The organism is Microbacterium sp. PRF11 (genome assembly GCF_031844085.1).
In the GTDB taxonomy this organism is placed as follows: domain Bacteria; phylum Actinomycetota; class Actinomycetes; order Actinomycetales; family Microbacteriaceae; genus Microbacterium.
In genome coordinates this window covers 114,830-132,118 of sequence record NZ_JAUZUP010000001.1, presented here as the reverse complement: position 1 = coordinate 132,118, position 17,289 = coordinate 114,830, and the positions used below count along the sequence as shown (strand labels likewise).

The 17,289-nt window shown below is 70.8% G+C and carries 14 protein-coding genes; 8 read left to right on the top strand and 6 right to left on the bottom strand.

The features are described 5' to 3' along the window. The first annotated feature begins 213 nt into the window (after positions 1-213). The 3 genes from Q9R20_RS00670 to Q9R20_RS00660 all read left to right on the top strand — a co-directional run bounded on the left by Q9R20_RS00670 (position 214) and on the right by Q9R20_RS00660 (position 4,101). Entirely contained in the window at positions 214-1,701 is a 1,488-nt protein-coding gene (locus tag Q9R20_RS00670; protein ID WP_311247537.1) for a DUF222 domain-containing protein, read from the top strand. 664 nt (positions 1,702-2,365) lie between these two features. Beyond that, positions 2,366-3,157 carry a hypothetical protein gene (locus Q9R20_RS00665; protein WP_311247536.1) on the top strand — a complete coding sequence of 264 codons (792 nt, stop codon included), beginning with the start codon at positions 2,366-2,368 and terminating at the stop codon, positions 3,155-3,157. A 161-nt stretch (positions 3,158-3,318) separates the two neighbouring features. Continuing rightward, positions 3,319-4,101, top strand: a complete 783-nt coding sequence (locus Q9R20_RS00660; RefSeq protein WP_311247535.1) for a hypothetical protein — start codon at positions 3,319-3,321, stop codon at positions 4,099-4,101. A gap of 31 nt (positions 4,102-4,132) precedes the next feature. Here the strand turns inward: Q9R20_RS00660 and Q9R20_RS00655 are convergent, their stop codons facing one another. Next, positions 4,133-5,905: a Na+/H+ antiporter gene (locus Q9R20_RS00655; RefSeq protein WP_311247534.1), complete on the bottom strand. Its 1,773-nt coding sequence runs from the start codon at positions 5,903-5,905 to the stop codon at positions 4,133-4,135. An 84-nt stretch (positions 5,906-5,989) separates the two neighbouring features. Here Q9R20_RS00655 and Q9R20_RS00650 point away from each other — a divergent pair, with 84 nt between their 5' ends. Further along, positions 5,990-6,628 carry a hypothetical protein gene (locus Q9R20_RS00650; protein WP_311247533.1) on the top strand — a complete coding sequence of 213 codons (639 nt, stop codon included), beginning with the start codon at positions 5,990-5,992 and terminating at the stop codon, positions 6,626-6,628. Between the two features lie 82 nt (positions 6,629-6,710). Here the strand turns inward: Q9R20_RS00650 and Q9R20_RS00645 are convergent, their stop codons facing one another. Continuing rightward, positions 6,711-6,878, bottom strand: a complete 168-nt coding sequence (locus Q9R20_RS00645; RefSeq protein ID WP_311247532.1) for a hypothetical protein — start codon at positions 6,876-6,878, stop codon at positions 6,711-6,713. A gap of 72 nt (positions 6,879-6,950) precedes the next feature. Here Q9R20_RS00645 and Q9R20_RS00640 point away from each other — a divergent pair, with 72 nt between their 5' ends. Genes Q9R20_RS00640 through Q9R20_RS00625 form a run of 4 tightly spaced genes read left to right on the top strand, consistent with a single transcriptional unit; the run spans position 6,951 to position 9,509 of the window. Then, positions 6,951-7,265 carry an SAV_915 family protein gene (locus tag Q9R20_RS00640; RefSeq protein ID WP_311247531.1) on the top strand — a complete coding sequence of 105 codons (315 nt, stop codon included), beginning with the start codon at positions 6,951-6,953 and terminating at the stop codon, positions 7,263-7,265. Continuing rightward, positions 7,262-7,558: a hypothetical protein gene (locus Q9R20_RS00635; protein ID WP_311247530.1), complete on the top strand. Its 297-nt coding sequence runs from the start codon at positions 7,262-7,264 to the stop codon at positions 7,556-7,558. Before Q9R20_RS00640 ends, Q9R20_RS00635 begins: the two co-directional genes overlap by 4 nt. Then, a complete protein-coding gene (locus Q9R20_RS00630) occupies positions 7,558-8,727 on the top strand; it encodes a hypothetical protein (RefSeq protein ID WP_311247529.1) in 1,170 nt (389 codons plus the stop codon). Before Q9R20_RS00635 ends, Q9R20_RS00630 begins: the two co-directional genes overlap by 1 nt. Before the next feature lie 2 nt (positions 8,728-8,729). Next, positions 8,730-9,509 carry a hypothetical protein gene (locus tag Q9R20_RS00625; RefSeq protein ID WP_311247528.1) on the top strand — a complete coding sequence of 260 codons (780 nt, stop codon included), beginning with the start codon at positions 8,730-8,732 and terminating at the stop codon, positions 9,507-9,509. A 112-nt stretch (positions 9,510-9,621) separates the two neighbouring features. Here Q9R20_RS00625 and Q9R20_RS00620 read toward each other — a convergent pair whose 3' ends face one another. Genes Q9R20_RS00620 through Q9R20_RS00605 form a run of 4 tightly spaced genes read right to left on the bottom strand, consistent with a single transcriptional unit; the run spans position 9,622 to position 17,165 of the window. Further along, positions 9,622-12,969 carry an SbcC/MukB-like Walker B domain-containing protein gene (locus Q9R20_RS00620; protein ID WP_311247527.1) on the bottom strand — a complete coding sequence of 1,116 codons (3,348 nt, stop codon included), beginning with the start codon at positions 12,967-12,969 and terminating at the stop codon, positions 9,622-9,624. Further along, positions 12,966-13,634: a DUF4194 domain-containing protein gene (locus tag Q9R20_RS00615; RefSeq protein WP_311247526.1), complete on the bottom strand. Its 669-nt coding sequence runs from the start codon at positions 13,632-13,634 to the stop codon at positions 12,966-12,968. Before Q9R20_RS00615 ends, Q9R20_RS00620 begins: the two co-directional genes overlap by 4 nt. Further along, positions 13,627-15,111 (bottom strand): DUF3375 domain-containing protein, encoded by a 1,485-nt coding sequence (locus tag Q9R20_RS00610; protein WP_311247525.1) that lies wholly within the window; start codon positions 15,109-15,111, stop codon positions 13,627-13,629. Before Q9R20_RS00610 ends, Q9R20_RS00615 begins: the two co-directional genes overlap by 8 nt. After that, positions 15,108-17,165 (bottom strand): glycosyltransferase family 39 protein, encoded by a 2,058-nt coding sequence (locus tag Q9R20_RS00605; protein WP_311247524.1) that lies wholly within the window; start codon positions 17,163-17,165, stop codon positions 15,108-15,110. The genes Q9R20_RS00610 and Q9R20_RS00605 overlap by 4 nt, the downstream gene beginning before the upstream one ends. Positions 17,166-17,289 lie beyond the last annotated feature (124 nt).

The following is a 17,289-nucleotide window of genomic DNA, read 5'->3' as shown; positions in this document are numbered from 1 at the left end:
GCGGGGAGAGGCTCCGACGGCTGGTGGCTACGGACGGGAGCCCGTCGCGGGCGGAGCATGCGACGAGAAGGCGTCGATCGACCCTTCGGTGCGGGAGACCTCGGGTTCGCTTCCCGCCCCACGGCTTCTCCCCACGGGACTGTTCGTCCGAGCTGTCCCCACATCGTGCTTCCGGTCGACGTCGATGTCGGAGGTCATCGCTAGCATGCACACATGATCTTCGATTCCCCTTCCAGCGGCCGGTCCGACCCGCTCGCGGCGGTGCTGTGCGAGGTCCTCGACGCGGATGCCGCCCTCGCGGGCGCCGAAGCCCGCAAGACGCGGGCACTGGCCCGCGCGGGACGTCTCGCGCTTGACGTCATGGCGGCGCAGCGGGCGTCGTCCCGCGCGGCGGAGATGGCTTTGCGGGAAGTCGCGTCGGAGATCGCAGCCGCGGGGTGCTTGTCCGATCGGAGCGTGCAGGCACAGATCGGGAAGGCGCTGGCGCTCGTGGATCACTTCCCGGCGACGGTGGATGCGTGGGAAGCAGGGGTGTTGTCGCGGGCGCACGTGCAGGCGATCGTGGATGCCGGCACCCCGGTGCCCGTCGATAGGCGCGGGGAGTTCGATGTTCTCGCTGTTACCACCGCGGAGGGGTTGAGTCCGGGACGGCTGCGGGCACGGTTGGCGACTTTGGCGGAACGTCTGCAGCCGGCGACGATCACGGAGCGGCACCAGCGGGGCCGTGAGGAACGGTGCGTGAGGGTGGTGCTGGGTGAGAACGGTATGTCGGATCTGATCGCGACGCTGCCGACGGTGTTGGCGGTGGGGATCTATGACCGGTTGACGCAGCAGTCGAGGGCGTTGATGGATGCGCGCGATGAGACCGGTTCGCCGGTCTCGGCGGGCACCGGTGTCGCATCATCGCCCGGCTCGGACCGACTGGGCGTCAGCGGCGCCGCGTTCGGGATCGGCCGTACTGGCGACGGTTCCGACGAAGGGCCGGAACGGAGAACGATGGGCGCCGCCGACTCACAGGAGCGCGACGCGACCGCAGGCGCCGGCGATCTTCGCAGCGTTGATCAGGTGCGGGCCGACATCCTCGCTGACCTGCTCCTCACCGCCGCCCCCGACGCCGACCCCACCCGCACCGACGACGGCCCCGGCGCACTCGGTGCGATCCGCGCGCGGGTGCAGGTCGTCGTCCCCGCACTGTCGGTCCTGAACCCCGAGCGGGAGAACATCGACCCCGCCGAACTCGTCGGACACGGCCCCATCGACATCGACACCGCCCGACGCCTCGCCGAAGCGACGAGGGTGCCCTGGGACCGAGTACTCACCCACCCCGTCACCGGAGCCGTGCTCTGCACCGACGCATATCAGCGGACCGCCGCGATCGACCGACACCTCCGCGCCCGCGACCGACACTGCCGGTGGCCCGGCTGCACCGCCCCCGCGATCCGCTGCGAAGTAGACCACAACCTCGACTACGCCCTCGGCGGGAAGACGCACGTGTGCAACCTCTGCCACTTCTGCCAGCGACACCACACCCAGAAGCAGTTCACCCGGTGGCAGGTCCGGCAACTCGCCGGCGGGGTCATGGAGTTCACCTCACCCACCGGGAGGGTCTACACCGACCACCCCCTGCCGTACTCACCGGCGGTGAAGTTCATCTCGGAGGATCTTGTCCCTCCGCCCTATCGGGAGTCCGCACCGTTCTGAGGGCACGGCGCTTCGGCAGATCACGGGATGCGCGCGCATGTTCGCGCCCGCCGCCTGTTCGCGCACGAGGGTGTCGGCGCGCGCGGCCGGACTCAGGTTCGCGTGAGCCGGCGCCGTTGCGCGTGCGTGCTCCAAACCGCGCGAGCCCGCGGAGAGGCTGACGCGGGAGTTGGAACCGGGCTTGCGTCGATCCGTGCCGTGATGGCGCGGGCCGGTCCGTTCCGGTCCGCTCGCATGGGCCCGCGGTCGCGCTGCTCGGGTCAGTCTTCACCCTGCACGCGCACGTGATACCGCCCGGCCGCGGCATTCGCGTCCTGACGACTGATCGAGCTGCATCAGCATCTCAGGATCCGAGATCTCGCGAACCGTACTCGAGCGGGTTCTCGACTGACGGTGTGTGGGTTATCTGCCGCAGGCGGCGCGACGGGGCGATGTATTCGCCCCGCGCAGGGGAGCGGGCGGATGAATTTTGGTCGGACTTTTATAGGTTTCACCCCCGCGGAGAAGCGATGGGCGGGGTGGCGAGAAGGGCGTGGCGCGATCAAAGGCCGCGGGCCATTTCAACATGCGTGAAGCCATGGACGACCCATTCGTCGGTAGTGCCCCGCGTCCAGAGCAGGACATCCCGCCCCCGGCCTCCCGCCCGATAGAGGAGAATTTCAGAATGGGCCTCGTCACAACGCACCCACGTCTCGAAGAGCCGGGAGTGCCGGCCGTACCGCTTCTTCGAGACGGTCGTGCCCCCGGGTGGCTCGCACCGGTCGTGCTCCTCTTCGCGATCCTTCCTGTTGTGATGGCCGTCGCCGATGACCGTCTCGGACTGCGCCTTGTGATGGCCTCGCTCGTGATCGTGATCTGTTCGGCAGCCGTCGTCGCTGTCGTCCGGTCTCGAACGATGACGACGGGTGTGGTCCGTTTTCACGACACGTCGCGCTCTTTGTGGCTGCGGCCGCCCGCATCGCCCTCCGTCGCGGTCGTCGTTCTTCTCATCCTCCTTCTCCTCCCCGCGGTCGCCCAGGGCGCCACGGACATCCTCGGGCTCGAAACGATGCCGTCTGTCCTCGTGAGACGGGGGCCCTATCTTCTCGCTGCGCTGGCCGCAGGTGGTCTCGTCGTGATGCTGTGGCGCCTGCGAACCGCGCCGGGGATAGAGATGACGCCGTCCGGTCTCCGCGGCATCCGCGGTGTGGGCTCAGTGAATTGGGGATGGGACGAGCTCGGTGACGTCAGCGTCGAACCAGGACGCGTCGCCCGCCTCGGTCTGGCACACGCGGAAGGGTCTCCAGCGTTCGCCGTACCTTTTCTCATGCTCGGTTCAGATCCACAGCGCGCGGCGGCTCTGCTGCGGTTCTTCAGGGACAACCCGGGCGAACGACCTGTCCTCGCTGAGGGAGGCGCAGCGGCCGTCCGGCGCGCCAACGATGTCCTGCGCGCGCGGGTGGTCTCCACTCGCTGACCCCGTCGCGGTCGGAACCTTTGACCAAGGGTTCGCCGCGGTCGTCGTTCAGGCCGACTCCCGGACGAGGCCGAGCTTTCAAGGCGACGACCGAGACGACCATGACACGCTCATGGGGGACCGACGGCCGCTTCTTTCATCAGCAGAGACGGGGAACACGAATGCCGCAGATCAAGAGAACCCTGCGACTCCCGCCCGAAATCCGAACCAGGGTGCCGGTGAACGTTCGATCCCGCGCGGTGGGGCCGGTCTTCATCGGTGCCTACGCATTAGGCGGACTCGCTGTCTTCCTGGCCATGGTGCTGGGAGTTCCCGGCGTGCAGCTGGTGATGGCAGCGATGGGCTTCACCGTTGCCGTCGCCGTGACGGCGGCGGTCATGCAGTTCAGACACGTCAAGGAACGTCGTCTCCTGATCGACGCCTCCGCGGAGTCGCTCTGGTTCAGACCGCGGGCTTCGCGCGCGGCCTGGATGGTGGCGGCGGCCGCCTCCACCATCGCGCCGGCAGCAGCGATGGTCTACGGGCTCACCAACGGTCTGCCCGGGAGCGCATCGCGCTCGATCGTCGTCGGCACGAGCGTCCTCGCGGTCATCGGTTTGGTGAGTCTCGGTCGCATGCTCTGGTCGACTCGGCTCCCCGCCGGTCTCGCGCTGACGGAGTTGGGCATTCACGGCATCCGCGGTGCGGGAGATGCCCAGCTGATGTGGGAAGACATCGCAGATGTGGGAATCGTGGCCGCTCCCTCGGCCAAGCTGTCGATCACGGACACGAAGGGCTCGCCTCCGGTCCTCGCCCCGATGCTTTACCTCGGGGCGGACGCGAACGACGTCGCGGTGGTGCTGCGCTTCTTCCGAGACCACCCCGAAGAACGGTCCGTGCTGTCGAAGGGCGGGAAGGCCGCGCTACAACGTGTGGAGCGGGTGTTGAGCGAAACGGCCGCGTGACGGCCCATCCGTCGGATCCCCTGAGCTGGAGTCAGTCGCCCGCCTTCTCGAGCCCCCGCGTGCGGATCTCTTCCACGTCGAGGTCGGCGAGGATCCTGCGGGCGACCAGGTCGTCGATGGTCCCCTCGCGACGCAGGCGCAACAGGACTTCGCGCTTGCGCTCGAGGATCGCGAGACGAAGACGCTGCGCTTCCTTGTGGCGCAGCAGGGGCGAGCGCTGCGTGACGTCGATGTCGTCGCTGACGGCGATCATCGTGAGGGGACCCGTGGAGGCAGCTCCGTCATCCGCACCCTGAACCGCACGGTCTGCGCTGCGTTGCTCGCCGTCGGGCCCGTCGGGCGGAACCGGTCCGAGGACCGATGAGGAATCGTCGAGCGACGCATCGAGCTCGGCGAGATCGCGCTCCTCCGCCGCACGAAGCCGCGCGACGGTGCGCGCGTTCGCGAGCTCGAGACGTTCGTACCCCTCACGCCGCGCGCGGTCGCGCACCCGGTCGCTGATGCCGTGCTCGACGGCGAGATCGTCGAGCGCCGACAGAGCGGCTCCGGAGATCGCCCGCTGCGCGAGCTCGTACTCCTCGACGGCGGCATCGTCTTGCGGCAGCTTCGCCCACCGGATCACCGCCGGCAGCAGCGGTCCCTGCACGAGCAGGGTGAGCACGATCACCCCGGCCGTGACGAACACGATCGCATCGCGACCGGGCACGGGGTCACCGCCGGCCGTCGTCACCGGAACCGAGAGGGCGATCGCGAGCGACACCGCCCCGCGGAACCCGGCCACGGTGCTGACGACCCTCGAGCGATGGCGCAGCGACCGCGACGACCCTGCGGGCGGCCTCGAGAACGGCGAGAACAACCACTGGAACACGTAGCGCACGACAAACAGAGCCAGCCAGGCGGCGACGGTGATGAGCAGGAGGATGCCGATCTCCGACGGGGAGATCTCGTGCAGCACGAGCTGCACCTCGAGTCCGATCAGAACGAACAGTGCACCGTTGAGCAGGAACACGCCGAAGGGCCAGGTGGCATCCGCTGCTCGACGCGACATGGCCGTCGTGATCCTCGGTGCGACCCAGGCCACGATGAGGCCGGCGAAGACGACGGCGAGCACCCCCGACGCCTCGATCAGTTCGGCGATCAGGAACGCCACGAACGGCACGAGCACGAGCGTGAGGTTGATGGTGAGGGTCGACTGCATCCGCCGCAGCGCGAAGAACGCGCCCGCCGCAACGGCGATGCCCGCTGCCGCCCCGCCCAGGTACGACAAGAGGACCATGCCCGTGATCTGCAGCGGCGTGATCTGGTCGCCCAGCAGCAGCGCTACGGCGATGGCGTAGAGCACGAGCGCGGTCCCGTCGTTCGTGAGGCTCTCGGCCTTGAGCTTCATGAACGTCTTCGCCGGCAGCAGTCGGCCGAGCGCGGCGACGGCGGTGGCGTCGGGCGGGGCCACCGCGGCCCCCAGCACGAGAGCTGCCTCCCAGGGCACACCCATCCACGTCGCGACTCCCGCGACGGCGAACGCGGATGCCACGACGAGCAGCGTGCTCATCGGAATGATGTAGCGCAGGGAGCGTCGTACCGAGCGCAGCGACGTCGTCCACGCCTCGCGGAACAGCATGACCGGAAGGAACAGCAGCAGCACCGTCTCGGGCGGCAGCTCGATCTGCCGGAGCTCGGGGATGAAACCGAGAGCGAGCCCGATCACGAGCAGCACGAGCGGTGTCGCCACCCGCAGGCGCGGTGCCAGCACCGTACCGACGAGCATGGCCACACCCAGCAGAACCGTGATCTCGAGTCCCTGCATGCCTACCGCCCTTCGCCGCGCCTCTGGACACAGCGTAGAGAGGGGCCGGGGCATTCCCGAAGGGCTCAGTACTGTCAGGGGGTGATGACCGATCGCACCGCCGATCCTGCACCGGCGCGGCGCACCCGGCTCCTGGTCGCCGTCGTCGTGATCGTGCTTGGAACGCCGGTCGGCATCGCCGCGTGGATCGGTGGAATCCTCCTGGCCGAATCGGTCGGCATCCCGATGTCGCCGGAGCAGGTCCTGGCGTGGATCCTCTCGGCCGTCACCGGGACGGTGCTGTGGCCGCTCGCCCTGCACCGACTGCACCGGCAGGTGTGGCGGCGCTCGTACGCCTGGGACGCCTCGGCGATACCGCCTCGACCGCAGCGGGGCGAAGCCGTGGTCCGCGCGACGGTGGTCGTGCTGGGCGCTGCTAGCATCGTCGCCGTCGGCGGCCCCCTCGACACCGTGTCCGCGCTGTCGACGCTGTGGGCGGCGCTGCCCGGCGGGCCGCGCGAGCATACGCTCGTGCTTCAGCTGGTTGCGACCGTGACGGGACTTGTCCTCACCGCCCCGATCCTCGCCTGCACCGGGCGCGCGCGCCGCCGGGCGGTGGGAGACCGGCGACGGCAGGAGCAGCTCCAGGAGCGGGAGAGCTGGGTGATCGCGGCGGGGGCCGCCTGGACCGTCGCGCTGCTGCTCAGCCTGATCGTCTCGGTCGCGCCCCTGAACACACTGTGATTCGGCCCCGGCACCCCGGGCGGGTGGCTTCGCTCCGAGGGGCGGGGCGATCCGGGCACCGCGGCGCGGCCGAGGTCGTCCGCTACGCCGGCAGGGCCACCTTCGCCTTCGCCCACGACCGGCCGCGGGTGTCCTTGAGGATGTCGTACTCGACGTCGACGTGCGGCTCGATCGCGCTGTACTTGTCGTTGGGCGCACCGATCACGAGCTGGAAGCCGAGCCCGCGCCACGCACCGATCGCGCGCGCCACCCCCGGCGGTCGATTGGCGAGTATCAGCGATCGCATTAGGCTGTCGGAACGGTCGGAGATGGGGGATCTACGGTGGCGCTCGGCGGCAACAGGGGAGACACGATGCGGCGCGATGTCATCGTGCCGCCCGCTCTTTACCTGCCTATCGTGAAAGACCCCGATGGGCGCGGCCAGCTGGCTGTCGTGCAGAAGCTCAGTGACGGGCGTCGAGGGTTGCTTGCCTACACGGCGCTCGACAGGCTCGCCGACGCCTGCGGGCGTGAACAGCCGTGGATGTTGCTGATGACCTCGGAGCTCGACCGGATCCGTCGCGTGCAACCGTTCGACGTCGTGGCCTTCGATCTCGACGTGCCGCCGCAGTCGCGTCGAGGGGGGCGCCTCGGGTGAATGATCCGATCTATGTCGACCGCGACAACATGACACGGCGCGTGGGCCTCGTCGTCGACGAAATAGAGCGACTCGATGGGGCACTGACCTCCATCCCGACCGCGGCTGACGGCGGAGCGGCATCCGCCCTCATCGGCTTCATCGCGGGTGCCGCAGCCGAGGCGGCGAACGAGTATTCGGGAGCCGTTCGCCTCGTGGGCGCGGTGACGGACAGCGTCCTCGACGACATTGCGGCGACCGAGGAGCAGGTGCTGAGCGAGATCTCGCACCTCGAAGAAGGACTCGATCAGTAATGCCGATCGACGCGAGAGTTCCCGGCGATCCGGCGAGCGTGCGCGCCGTCGCGGACTGGCTCGATCGGGTGAAGGAGGCGTACACCGGCGCCGATCTCGAACTCACCTACCTGTGGGGCGACTCGAACAATTACTGGACGGGCGAAGCCGGCACCGCCTGGCGGTCGGCGGTCGGTGACATCCGTGACCGGGCCGATGAAGTGGGCAGCTACACGAGCGACGCGGTCGAGGTGTTCCGGGCGTACGCCGGCCGCCTCGAACGCGCGCAGGAAGACGTCGCCACGCTTCGATCCCAAGCGGCGGCGGTGGGGCTCGAGGTCGTCGGCACGACGGTGCTTCCCCCGACGACATCTCTCGCGTACTGCCCGGGTCCGGGCGCCCCGGCCGCCGATCTCGAGGCGTACGACGAATACGTCTCGTTGACCGCAAGCTACAACGACCTCGGCGAACAGATCGGCACGATGACCGGCGAACTCGACGCATGGGTCGGTGAGCACATGGCTCCGCTCATCGCTCGCGTCGAGGTCCTGCAGAAGCTCGCCGGCACGGTGTCGGCTATCGCGGCCAAGGGCAACGAATCTCTCGCTACGTCCGTTCTGGACGGGTACGACAGCTTCTACGAACAGACGCTGAGCAATTGGCGCAAAGAGCACGACTCTCTTCAATCCGCGGCGGAGACCTTCCGCGATCAGCTGCGGTCCGGCAACCCGGCGCTGCGCGCCGCAGCCGAGGCGGCTGACCCGCACGGGATGCGCGCCGGGGTGGAAGAGCTGGCAGAGCAGATCGGCCACGTGTCGCGCGTCACCCGGGTGCTCCCGATCGCCGGCAACGTGATCGATGTCGTGTCACTCGCCGCTGACGTCGCAGACGGGGGTTCGCTCAGTTCCGGCGTCGCCGAGATCGTGGGTGGAATGGCCGGCGGGGCCGGGGGTGCTGCCGCCGGCGGGGCCGCGGCGGTGGCGCTCGGCAGCAACCCGGTCGGATGGGTGATCGGCGGAACGGTGATCGGCGGCCTGGCCGTCGGCGCGGGGGCCAGATGGTTGTGGGAGGCCGCCGTCCCCCTTGATTCACGCGAAACGATCGATGACTTTTTCACCGGACGGCAGCCGCGGCTCGAAGGATATGTCCCGCCGTCCCCCCGATCGCAGCCGTACCAAGGAGCGTATTGACCGTGGCCATCACCAGGATGTCACCGAGACTTCCCTCCACCGACCCACGCAACCCGGTCTTCCCCGACGGTCGCCGTCCTTCCTGGCTCGTCGCCGTGGTCGGCATTTTCGCCGTGCTCCCCGTCATCATGGCTGTCGCCGACGACCGGCTCGGACTGCGCCTGGTGATGGGAGCGCTGACCCTCACCATTGTCGGAGCCGCGGTCTGTCTGCACGTGCTCTTCAGCACGATCCAGGAACGCCTCCTGCGCGTCGATGACTCGGTATCCGGGATCTGGTTCCGTCCGGCCCCGGCCGCGACCGCGGTGCCGTTCGTCCTCGGCGGCCTGCTGCTGCTTCCCGCAGTCGCCCAGATCGTGGTCGACGTCGCGCATCTGGCGACGATGCCATCGTTCCTTCTTACGCGGGCGCCGTACGCTCTCGGCCTCCTCGGCCTCGGAGTGATAGCAGTGAACGCCGTGCGTCTGCGCGAACCGGCCGGCCTCCACCTGACGGCCGAGGGTCTCAGGGGCATCCGAGGCCGCGGTCGCGTGGACTGGGGCTGGGACGAACTCGCCGAGGTGGGGGTGGGTGCCGGCCCGGTCGCCAAGCTCACCCTCGTCGCCGACGGTGCGGGCCCGCGCGTGGAAGCGCCGATGCTCGCTCTCGGGTCCGATCCCAATCAGGTGGCCACAGTGGTGCGATACTTCCGTGACCTTCCCTCGGCACGAGAGACTCTCGACGGCCCGGGAGGCGTCGCCCTGCGCGGCGTCGACGACGCTCTGCGCGCCCGGGAGAGTTGAGCGCGTCGATCAAACCCGGGCGACCGCTCAACGTCAGCCGTTGGATGCTCCCTCCGACGCAGCGGACGGGATCCGCTGAGGTCATTCGTCGCTCCGCGGCCGAGGCCGTCCGCTACGCCGGCAGGGCCACCTTCGCCTTCGCCCACGACCGGCCGCGGGTGTCCTTGAGGATGTCGTACTCGACGTCGACGTGCGGCTCGATCGCGCTGTACTTGTCGTTGGGCGCACCGATCACGAGCTGGAAGCCGAGCCCGCGCCACGCACCGATCGCGCGCTTGGTGAAGTGCGCGTCGGCCTTGATGAGCGCCTCGTCGAGGAAGACGGGCGCGTAGCGCGGACGCTCGGCACCGGCATCCCCGAGCTGATACCGCAGCGCGGCGCCGACGATGAAGGCGATGAGCTCCTGGGATTCCCCGCCGGATTTCTCGCCGATGTGGTCGTACAGCGCCACGTGCTCGCCGGTGTCCGCCCGGAACCGTTCGGCGCTGACGCGCACGTGATTGCGCACGTCGACGAGGTCGGCGAAGTCGGGCGCCGTCGGCCGGATGCGGTTGATGAGTCGGGCCATCCGTGCGTACACGGCCTCGCGCTCCTCGTCGGAGGAGGCCGCGTCGATCGCCGCGCGCACGTCGCGCAGCTCCCGCCGGAAGCGGCGCCGCACCTCGGACTGGCTCTCGCGCGGCACGATCTGCAGACGGTGCTCGTCGTCGTAGAACGGCAGGTCCTGCATGATGTCGTTGATCGGTGCGATACGCTCGCGGATCTCGCGCAGGGCCCGCGTGAGGGCCGAGTCGAGGTTGGTGAGGTCGTTGCCCGACAGACGCAGCAGCGAGTCCCGCCACTCCGCCTCGAGCTCGTGCAGCCCACTCGCCTCGAGGTCGGCGAGGATCCGCTCGAAATCGCCGAGCGACTCGTCGGGATCGGCGAGCAGATTGGGGCTGGGCCACCGGTCGGTGAACGCCGTGAGCGTGCGGCGCAGGCTCTCGCGCTGATCGCTCCACGTCTCCTGCGCGCTGCGCTGCTCCTCGAGCAGGCGCTTCGACGCCGACTCGAGCGCGGCGTCGAACCGCGCGAGTTGCTGCGACGACGAGATCTCCTCGCCGGATGGCGCGACGAACAGCCCGTCGAGGTAGGCGGCCTCGTCGGGCGAGAGCGTCATCTCACGTTCCTCGGCGCGTTCGAGCAGGATCTGCGCGGCGTCGACGTCGTCGGTGACTTCCGCCCAGCGCGCGGCGAGCGCCTGCTGCTCGGTCTTGGCCGCACCGATCTCCTCGCGCAACCGCGCGGCTCGCGAGCGCGTCCCGGAGATCTGCTCCTGCAGCTCCGCGATGCGGGGGTTGCCCGCGGTGATCTCGACGATCGTCTCGTTCCAGCGGTCGAGTTCGCGTTCGACGGATGCCACGTCCACCTGGTCCCACGACAGGTCGGCGATCTTCTCGAGAGCTCCTCGCCGGTCGTCGAACGCGTCGAGCGCCGCGGCGGCCTCGTCGACCGTGGCCTTCGCGGCGGTCATGTCGCGCCGGACCGTGACGATCTGCTCGCCGAGCTCGGTGAGGCGCACGCGGGAGGAGAACCCGAGGATGCTGTGCCGCGCCGATCCGCCGTGGGCGCCGCGCGCCCCCTGGCTCGTCTGGCCCGAGATGGTGAGCGCCATGCGGTGCTGCGACAGCTCGTCCGCGGCATCCACGCAGACGAAGACGAACTGCTGCTCGAGTCGATCCTGCAGCCACCCGGTGAAGGGGGAGCGCCGGAACTCGAGCCGGCCCGGCAGCGTCGCCGGGTCGAGACCGCCGCGCTCGGGAAGGTCGGTGGGCACGCCCTCGAACCGCAGACGCTCCGACAGTCGCACGCCGTCGATCGCCGCACGGAAGGATGCCAGGTGCGCGGCATCGACGAGCAGCGTCGTCGCGAAACCGCCGAGGGCGAGCGTGAACGCCCCGCGCCACGGCTCGAACTCCGTGCGCACGTCGACGAGCTCGGCGACGAAAGGGAGCTCGGCGGCGGTCAGCCCCGCGGCCTCGGCCAGCGCCTCGCGCGCCTCGTGCAGACGCGGGGGGATGTTGTCGTCGCGGGTCTGCGTCCGACGATGCTCGGTCTCGAGGGCGGCGAGCTGCTGACGCAGGTCGGTGTGCCGACTGCTCGCGGCGACGAACGCCTCGCGCACGGCGCTCTTGGCGTCGGTGTCGCCCAGAGTGCGCCGCGCCTCGGCGACGAGGGCGGCGAACTGCTTCTCGGTCGCGACCTCGACCGACAGAACCGCGAGCGCCGCGTCGAAGCGCTCGCGATCGCGCTGCATGCCCGCGAGCTTGCGCTCGAGGGTGCGCAGCTCCCGTTGGGCCGCGTCGAGCCGGTCGCCGCCGGCGGCGCGCAGCACGTCGCCCAGACCCTCGCGCTCGGCTTCGGCCGCGTCGGCGAGGGCCTGGCGCTCCCGCACCAGAGCGTCGGTCGCGTGCGTGCGGTCGCGCAGTTCCGCCTCGACGGCGGCGAGCAGATCGACGCGCCGTTGCGCGCGCCACAGCGAGGCGCGCGACTCGGGATCGGTGAAACGACCGAGCGCGTCGATCAGCCCCAGACGCTCGGCGGCCTCGTCGATGCGCTGCTTCATGGCGCGGATGGGCTGCAGCGCCCGCACCTGCTGACGCGCCTCGATCATGCGCGTGCGGGTGCCCTCGAGCCCGTCGAAGTGGGTCACCACGGCGTCGGCGACGGCCAGCGTCTCGGGCTCCTCGAGCACCATCCGCTTGTACAGGTCGTCGACGGTGGTGATCTGCTGACCGGCCTGGATGCGCGCGAGCAGGCTCATCGCCTTCGCTCCCGCCCCCGCGGCGCCGATGCCGAGCACCGCGTGCAGCCGGGCCGAGAACTCGCGGTCGGTCGCGAGGGTGTCCAGGCCCGTCGCCCGCACCGCCGCGTCGGAGAGGTGGCTCTGCGCCGCCCGCTCGAGCCGGCGCAGGTCGAACGCCGCGTGCACGGTTGCGCGCACCTTCACGGCGTCGTCGAGCGTCCGCGCCGCCGCCGGGATGTACCAGGCGCGCACCGCGGTGAAACGGGCGCCGTCGTGATCGGCCCAGGTCATCGCGATCGCGGTCCACGTGTCGACGCCGTCGCCGCGCAGCACCCGCACCTTCGTGCCCTCGTCGGTGCGCGACTCGTCGAGCTTGCCGCGGCCGTAGGAGAGGATGTTGCGCTGCTCCTGCCCGCGCGGACGCCCCACGACCGCGCCGTTCGAGGCGCCGTTGAAGGGGGTCGTGTGCGGCATCATCAGCGCCACGTACGCGTCCATGAGGGTGGACTTGCCCGACCCCGACCCGCCGCACAGCAGCGTCGCGGTCGGCGCGAAGCGCACGCGGTGGGTCCCGTCGTAGCCGCCCCAGTTGATCAGCTGCAGGTCTTCGGCGACCCACTGCTGTCCGCGCGAGGCGGCGGGGATCAGCCCGAACAGCGTCTCGAGCATCGTCATGCGGATTCTCCCGTCCCGGTCTGCTCTTCGAGCCAGCGCTGCAGCTCCCGCAGCGTCTCGGCGCTGAGCACGACCTCGATGAGCGGACCGATGCGGTAGCGCCCCTCCGACTCCTCCTCGATGATGCCTTCGCGATCCAGCCGCGCGATCGCCGTGCGCACCGCACGTTGCTGACTCGCACGCGTGCCGTCCGACTCGGCGAAGTAGGTCAGCACGGTCTGCTCGACCTCCTCGACATCGACCCGGGCCGACGACGTCCCCGCCGTCGTCTCACGCTGGAACACCGTCCGCAGGTACACCAGCACGAGTGTCTCCGCGCGCGAATAGGCCTCGTCCTTCAGCAGGATCGGCACGTCGAGCTCGTCGCTGCGCACCTGCTCCTTGTAGGCCACCCCGCGGGAGTGGTCGACGACGAGCCGCACGAACAGGTCGTTCAGGCGCGACTCGATCATCTGCTGGTGCTCCAGCAGCAGCTTCCATTCGGCCGGCGAACTCTCGGCCAGCAGGAACCTCCGCTGCAGCACGCGCACGAGCACGCGCCGCACGTCCGGGTCCAGGATGCCGCGGTCGCCCGGGAACAGCGCGTCGGGGTCGTTCTCCATCGCTACGGGGGCGATGAACGCGGGCGTCTCGTCCGCGGCGGGCATCGTGTCGACGTCAGTCATCGGCATCCGTTCCTCCAGGGCGTGCGGTGGTCGCGGCCGTCACCGCACCGAACGCGAAGCGTCGCGTCGAGCCGTCGGGGCGCACCGCCTCGACCACCGAGACCTCGTCGCCCTCGACGAGACCGCCGCGGTGCACGATCTCGAGCAGACCGACGAGATCGACGGGACGCCGGGTCTCGGCATCCGCCCCCGCGAAGGCCTCCGCAAGGTCGAACCCGTCGCCCAGTCGCGCGACGTACGCCTCGAGCTCGGGGTAGTGCGGCCCGCCCCACGCGCGCGTGTCGGCGTCGACGAACTCGACGTCGTCGTCGACGGATGCCAACGGCTCCGGCGCCCCGGCCGGACGCACGTCGCTGACCGACCGGCGCAGGTGCCCGACATCGGCGAGGGGGAGCGTGCGCACCGGCTCGACGCGGCCGGGCGCACGCGTCTGGCTCCAGCGGTGCAGACCCGCCATCACGGAGCGCAGCAGGTCGTCGACCTGCCGGTCGCGGATCGGGTCGTGGGTGCGCACCTGCGCGGTGATGACGTGCGACGCGCGCCGCTGCGCGGTGAGCACCTCGTGCACACCCGCCTCGACGCGCCGGGCGATGGCATCCAGTTCCGCCCGCTGATCGGGGGTCATCAGGCGCGAGAACGGCTGGGTGAGCACGGCGTGCAGGTGCTCGGTGAGCTCGTCGATGTGCTCGGGGTCGCCGATGAGACGCAGCGCCCCCTGGAAGGCCCGCCCCTCGGGCGTGGCCTGCATCACCTGACGCCCGCGTTCGAGGTACTCGCGCAGGACGTCGCCGGTCGGGCGCACGTCGCGACGCAGCTCGGCGACGACGTCGCGCTGCATCGCCGCGATCGACTCGGCGACGCGGGAGAAGTCGGCCGGCAGCTCGCGGGCGAGATGGATGACGTTCTCGGCCTCCTCGAGCAGGTGGTCGTCGTCGAGCGGTTCGACGATGCCGTCGTCGAGGGCCGCGATCTCGGCATCCAGGGCCGCCCGCTCCGCCAGCAGCGCCTCGCGACGCCGCGCGGGATCGCTCTCCGCGTCGCGCGCGAGACGTTCGACCGCGTCGAGCAGCGTGCGCACCCGCGAGCGCGACACGCGTGCCCGACCGCCCCCGGCCCGCCCCGCAATCTCGAGAGCGCCGACCGCGTGCGCCGAGAGGCGGTACACCTCGACGTCCTCCTCGATCTGCAGGCCCAACCAGCCCACGCGCACCCACCCGCGGCAGATCTCTCGGGCGGAACCGGCGGGGATGCGACGATCCTCGTCCGAGTCGATCCCGGCGGCGCGCAGCTCGTCGATGGCCTCGGCCACCTCGACGTGCGCGTCGGCGACCGCGACGGCGGGCCGGTCGGGAGTGAACACGACCGAGAGCACCGCGACGACGAACGGCGCGAACCGGCCGTGCAGGAGGTCGAGCGTGGGGTTCTTGAACGCCGTCGCCGAGCGCAGGTATGCGGCTTCGGCTCGGGTGCGGGTCACTGGCTGAAGTCTACCGGCGCGTCTCCGGCTCCTCCGCACGCGTAGAGCGTCGCCCCGGAGACCTTGCCGACGTCGCCGCCCTCCGCGTGGCTGCCGAAGTCCCACGCGCCGAGCTCGCGGCATCCGTCGCCGGTGGCCACGTGCCGCACGGGATCGCTCTCCGGCGCGCCGTCGGCGACGGCGAGCAGCCGCGCTCGTCCCGAACGGACCATCCCCTCCAGCTGCGCGACGGTGAAGACGGGCACGTGCCCCGAGTATCCGCCGTCGGTGAGCACGTCGGCGCCCGTGGCGCCGATGATCTGCGCCGACAGCGCCCACGAGTCGGTGACCAGCAGCGCCGATCCGTCATCTCCGCCCCCGTGCGCCTGCGCCAGGGCCACCATCTGCGACACCGCCGGCGTCTGGTGCGGCGAGCCGCCCCACGGGGCCGGGGCCGAGAGGGTGAAGGTCTCGTCGGGGTGCCCGCCGCGTCCGGTCACCCCCACGTAGGCGTCGCCGCCGCTGCCGTCGCGCGCGTCGTCGAGCACCTGCAGGCTCGTCGCGATCGGCAGACACAGCAGGGCCGCGGCGAGCGCCGCGGGCGCGAGGCGGCGCTGCCCGGACTTCCCGCGGCCCACGGCGGGGCGCAGGGCTGCGGACGTACCGATGACGAGACCCGCGGCGCCGATCGCGAGAGCCGGCACCGACAGCACCGCGGGCAGGCGTGCCTCGGCCAGGAGCACCGCCCACCAGGCGCCCTGCACCAGGGCGATCGCCGGCAGCGTGAGCCGCTCGAGCCGTCGAGGCGATCGGAGCAGCCGCATCCCCTCCGCCCACGCGACGGCGGTCAGCAGGGCCAGCGGCACGCCGAGCGCCGCCGTGTACGCGGTGTGCGGCACGTGCGTCGCGCTGAGCACCGAGGCCGCGGTCACGAGCCACACGACGAGGGTCAGCACCGTCACGAACCCGTGCCGCCGTGCGGGGGAGGAGCGCCGTCCCCGACGGGCACGCAACCGCCAGAGCCCGAGCGCCGCACCGGCGATCGCCGCGGGATACAGCCACCCGATCTGCGTGACGAGCGGAAGCTCGAGCAGCTTCGCGATCGACGAGGAGGCATCGCCCGCGGTCACGGCATGCGGGGCGAGAGCGTGCAGCACGGCCGACACCGTGGATGACAGGCCGCCCGACGAGCCGGACGAACCCACCGCGCCGGGAACCGCTCCGGGGACGAGGCGGTTCAGCCCGTTGTACCCGAACACCATCGCGAAGACGTCGTCGTCGGTCGACCCGTCGACGTAGGGACGGGAACCGGCCGGGACGAGAGCGATCACCGTGATCCAGGCGAGCGACGCCGCGACCGCCGCCCCCGTCAGCACCCCGGCACGCGCGAGGCCGCGCCGCAGCCCGCCGGCGGCGACGAGGGTCCCCACCGCCAGCGCCGGGAGGACGAACCAGGCCGACATCATCTTCGCCTGGAAGCCGACGCCGATGAACGCCGCCGCGAGCAGGAGGGGCCACCAGCGCGCGGTCAGCACCGCACGCTGCCACCACACGACGGCGACCGCGAGCGACATCGTGAGCAGTCCGTCCTCCATCGGGTGGGCGAACATCGACACGAAGATCGGCGTCGATGCCGCGGCGAGCGCCGCGACGAGGCCCGCTCCGCGGCCGGCGAGGCGCAGACCGATGACGGAGCACGCGACGACGGTCACGACGCCCTCGATCACCTGCGGGAGCGCGATGGCCGAGATCGACATGCCGAACAGGCGGATGCTGAGCGCTTGCGGCACGGCGAAGCCGCTGAGCTTGTCGAGGGTGACGGTGGCGGCGGGGTCGAACGCGCCGAAGAGCAGCGCGCGCCACGACTGCGACATCGAGCGCGCCGAGGCCTCGTAGAACGAGAAGTCCCCGCCGCGCGAGAGGTTCCAGCAGGTGAGGACGACGAATGCCCCGACGATCGCCCCGAGCGTCGCCCGCGCCCACCAGGGCTCCCTCCACCAACGCGCGAGAGGGGCCTGCGGCGCCGGCGCGGACGGGCGGGAGCGGGGGCGCGCGAGCGGTGCGGGGAAGGCCACGCAGCACAGCGTCCTCCCGGCGGGAGTGGGCGGCGTATCAACCGGGTATGAGCGCGCTGTGCGTCCGAGCCCCGCCCGAGGTCCCGGCATCCCTGGCCCTGGCACTCATCACCGGCGCATAAGA

What these genes read in the sequence shown, in the direction of transcription:
- Q9R20_RS00670 (WP_311247537.1), top strand. Translation starts at nt 214, where the DNA reads ATGATCTTCGATTCCCCTTCCAGCGGCCGGTCCGACCCGCTCGCGGCG.
- Q9R20_RS00660 (WP_311247535.1), top strand. Translation starts at nt 3,319, where the DNA reads ATGCCGCAGATCAAGAGAACCCTGCGACTCCCGCCCGAAATCCGAACC.
- Q9R20_RS00655 (WP_311247534.1), bottom strand. Translation starts at nt 5,905, where the DNA reads ATGCAGGGACTCGAGATCACGGTTCTGCTGGGTGTGGCCATGCTCGTC.
- Q9R20_RS00665 (WP_311247536.1), top strand. Translation starts at nt 2,366, where the DNA reads ATGGGCCTCGTCACAACGCACCCACGTCTCGAAGAGCCGGGAGTGCCG.
- Q9R20_RS00620 (WP_311247527.1), bottom strand. Translation starts at nt 12,969, where the DNA reads ATGACGATGCTCGAGACGCTGTTCGGGCTGATCCCCGCCGCCTCGCGC.
- Q9R20_RS00650 (WP_311247533.1), top strand. Translation starts at nt 5,990, where the DNA reads ATGACCGATCGCACCGCCGATCCTGCACCGGCGCGGCGCACCCGGCTC.
- Q9R20_RS00630 (WP_311247529.1), top strand. Translation starts at nt 7,558, where the DNA reads ATGCCGATCGACGCGAGAGTTCCCGGCGATCCGGCGAGCGTGCGCGCC.
- Q9R20_RS00615 (WP_311247526.1), bottom strand. Translation starts at nt 13,634, where the DNA reads ATGACTGACGTCGACACGATGCCCGCCGCGGACGAGACGCCCGCGTTC.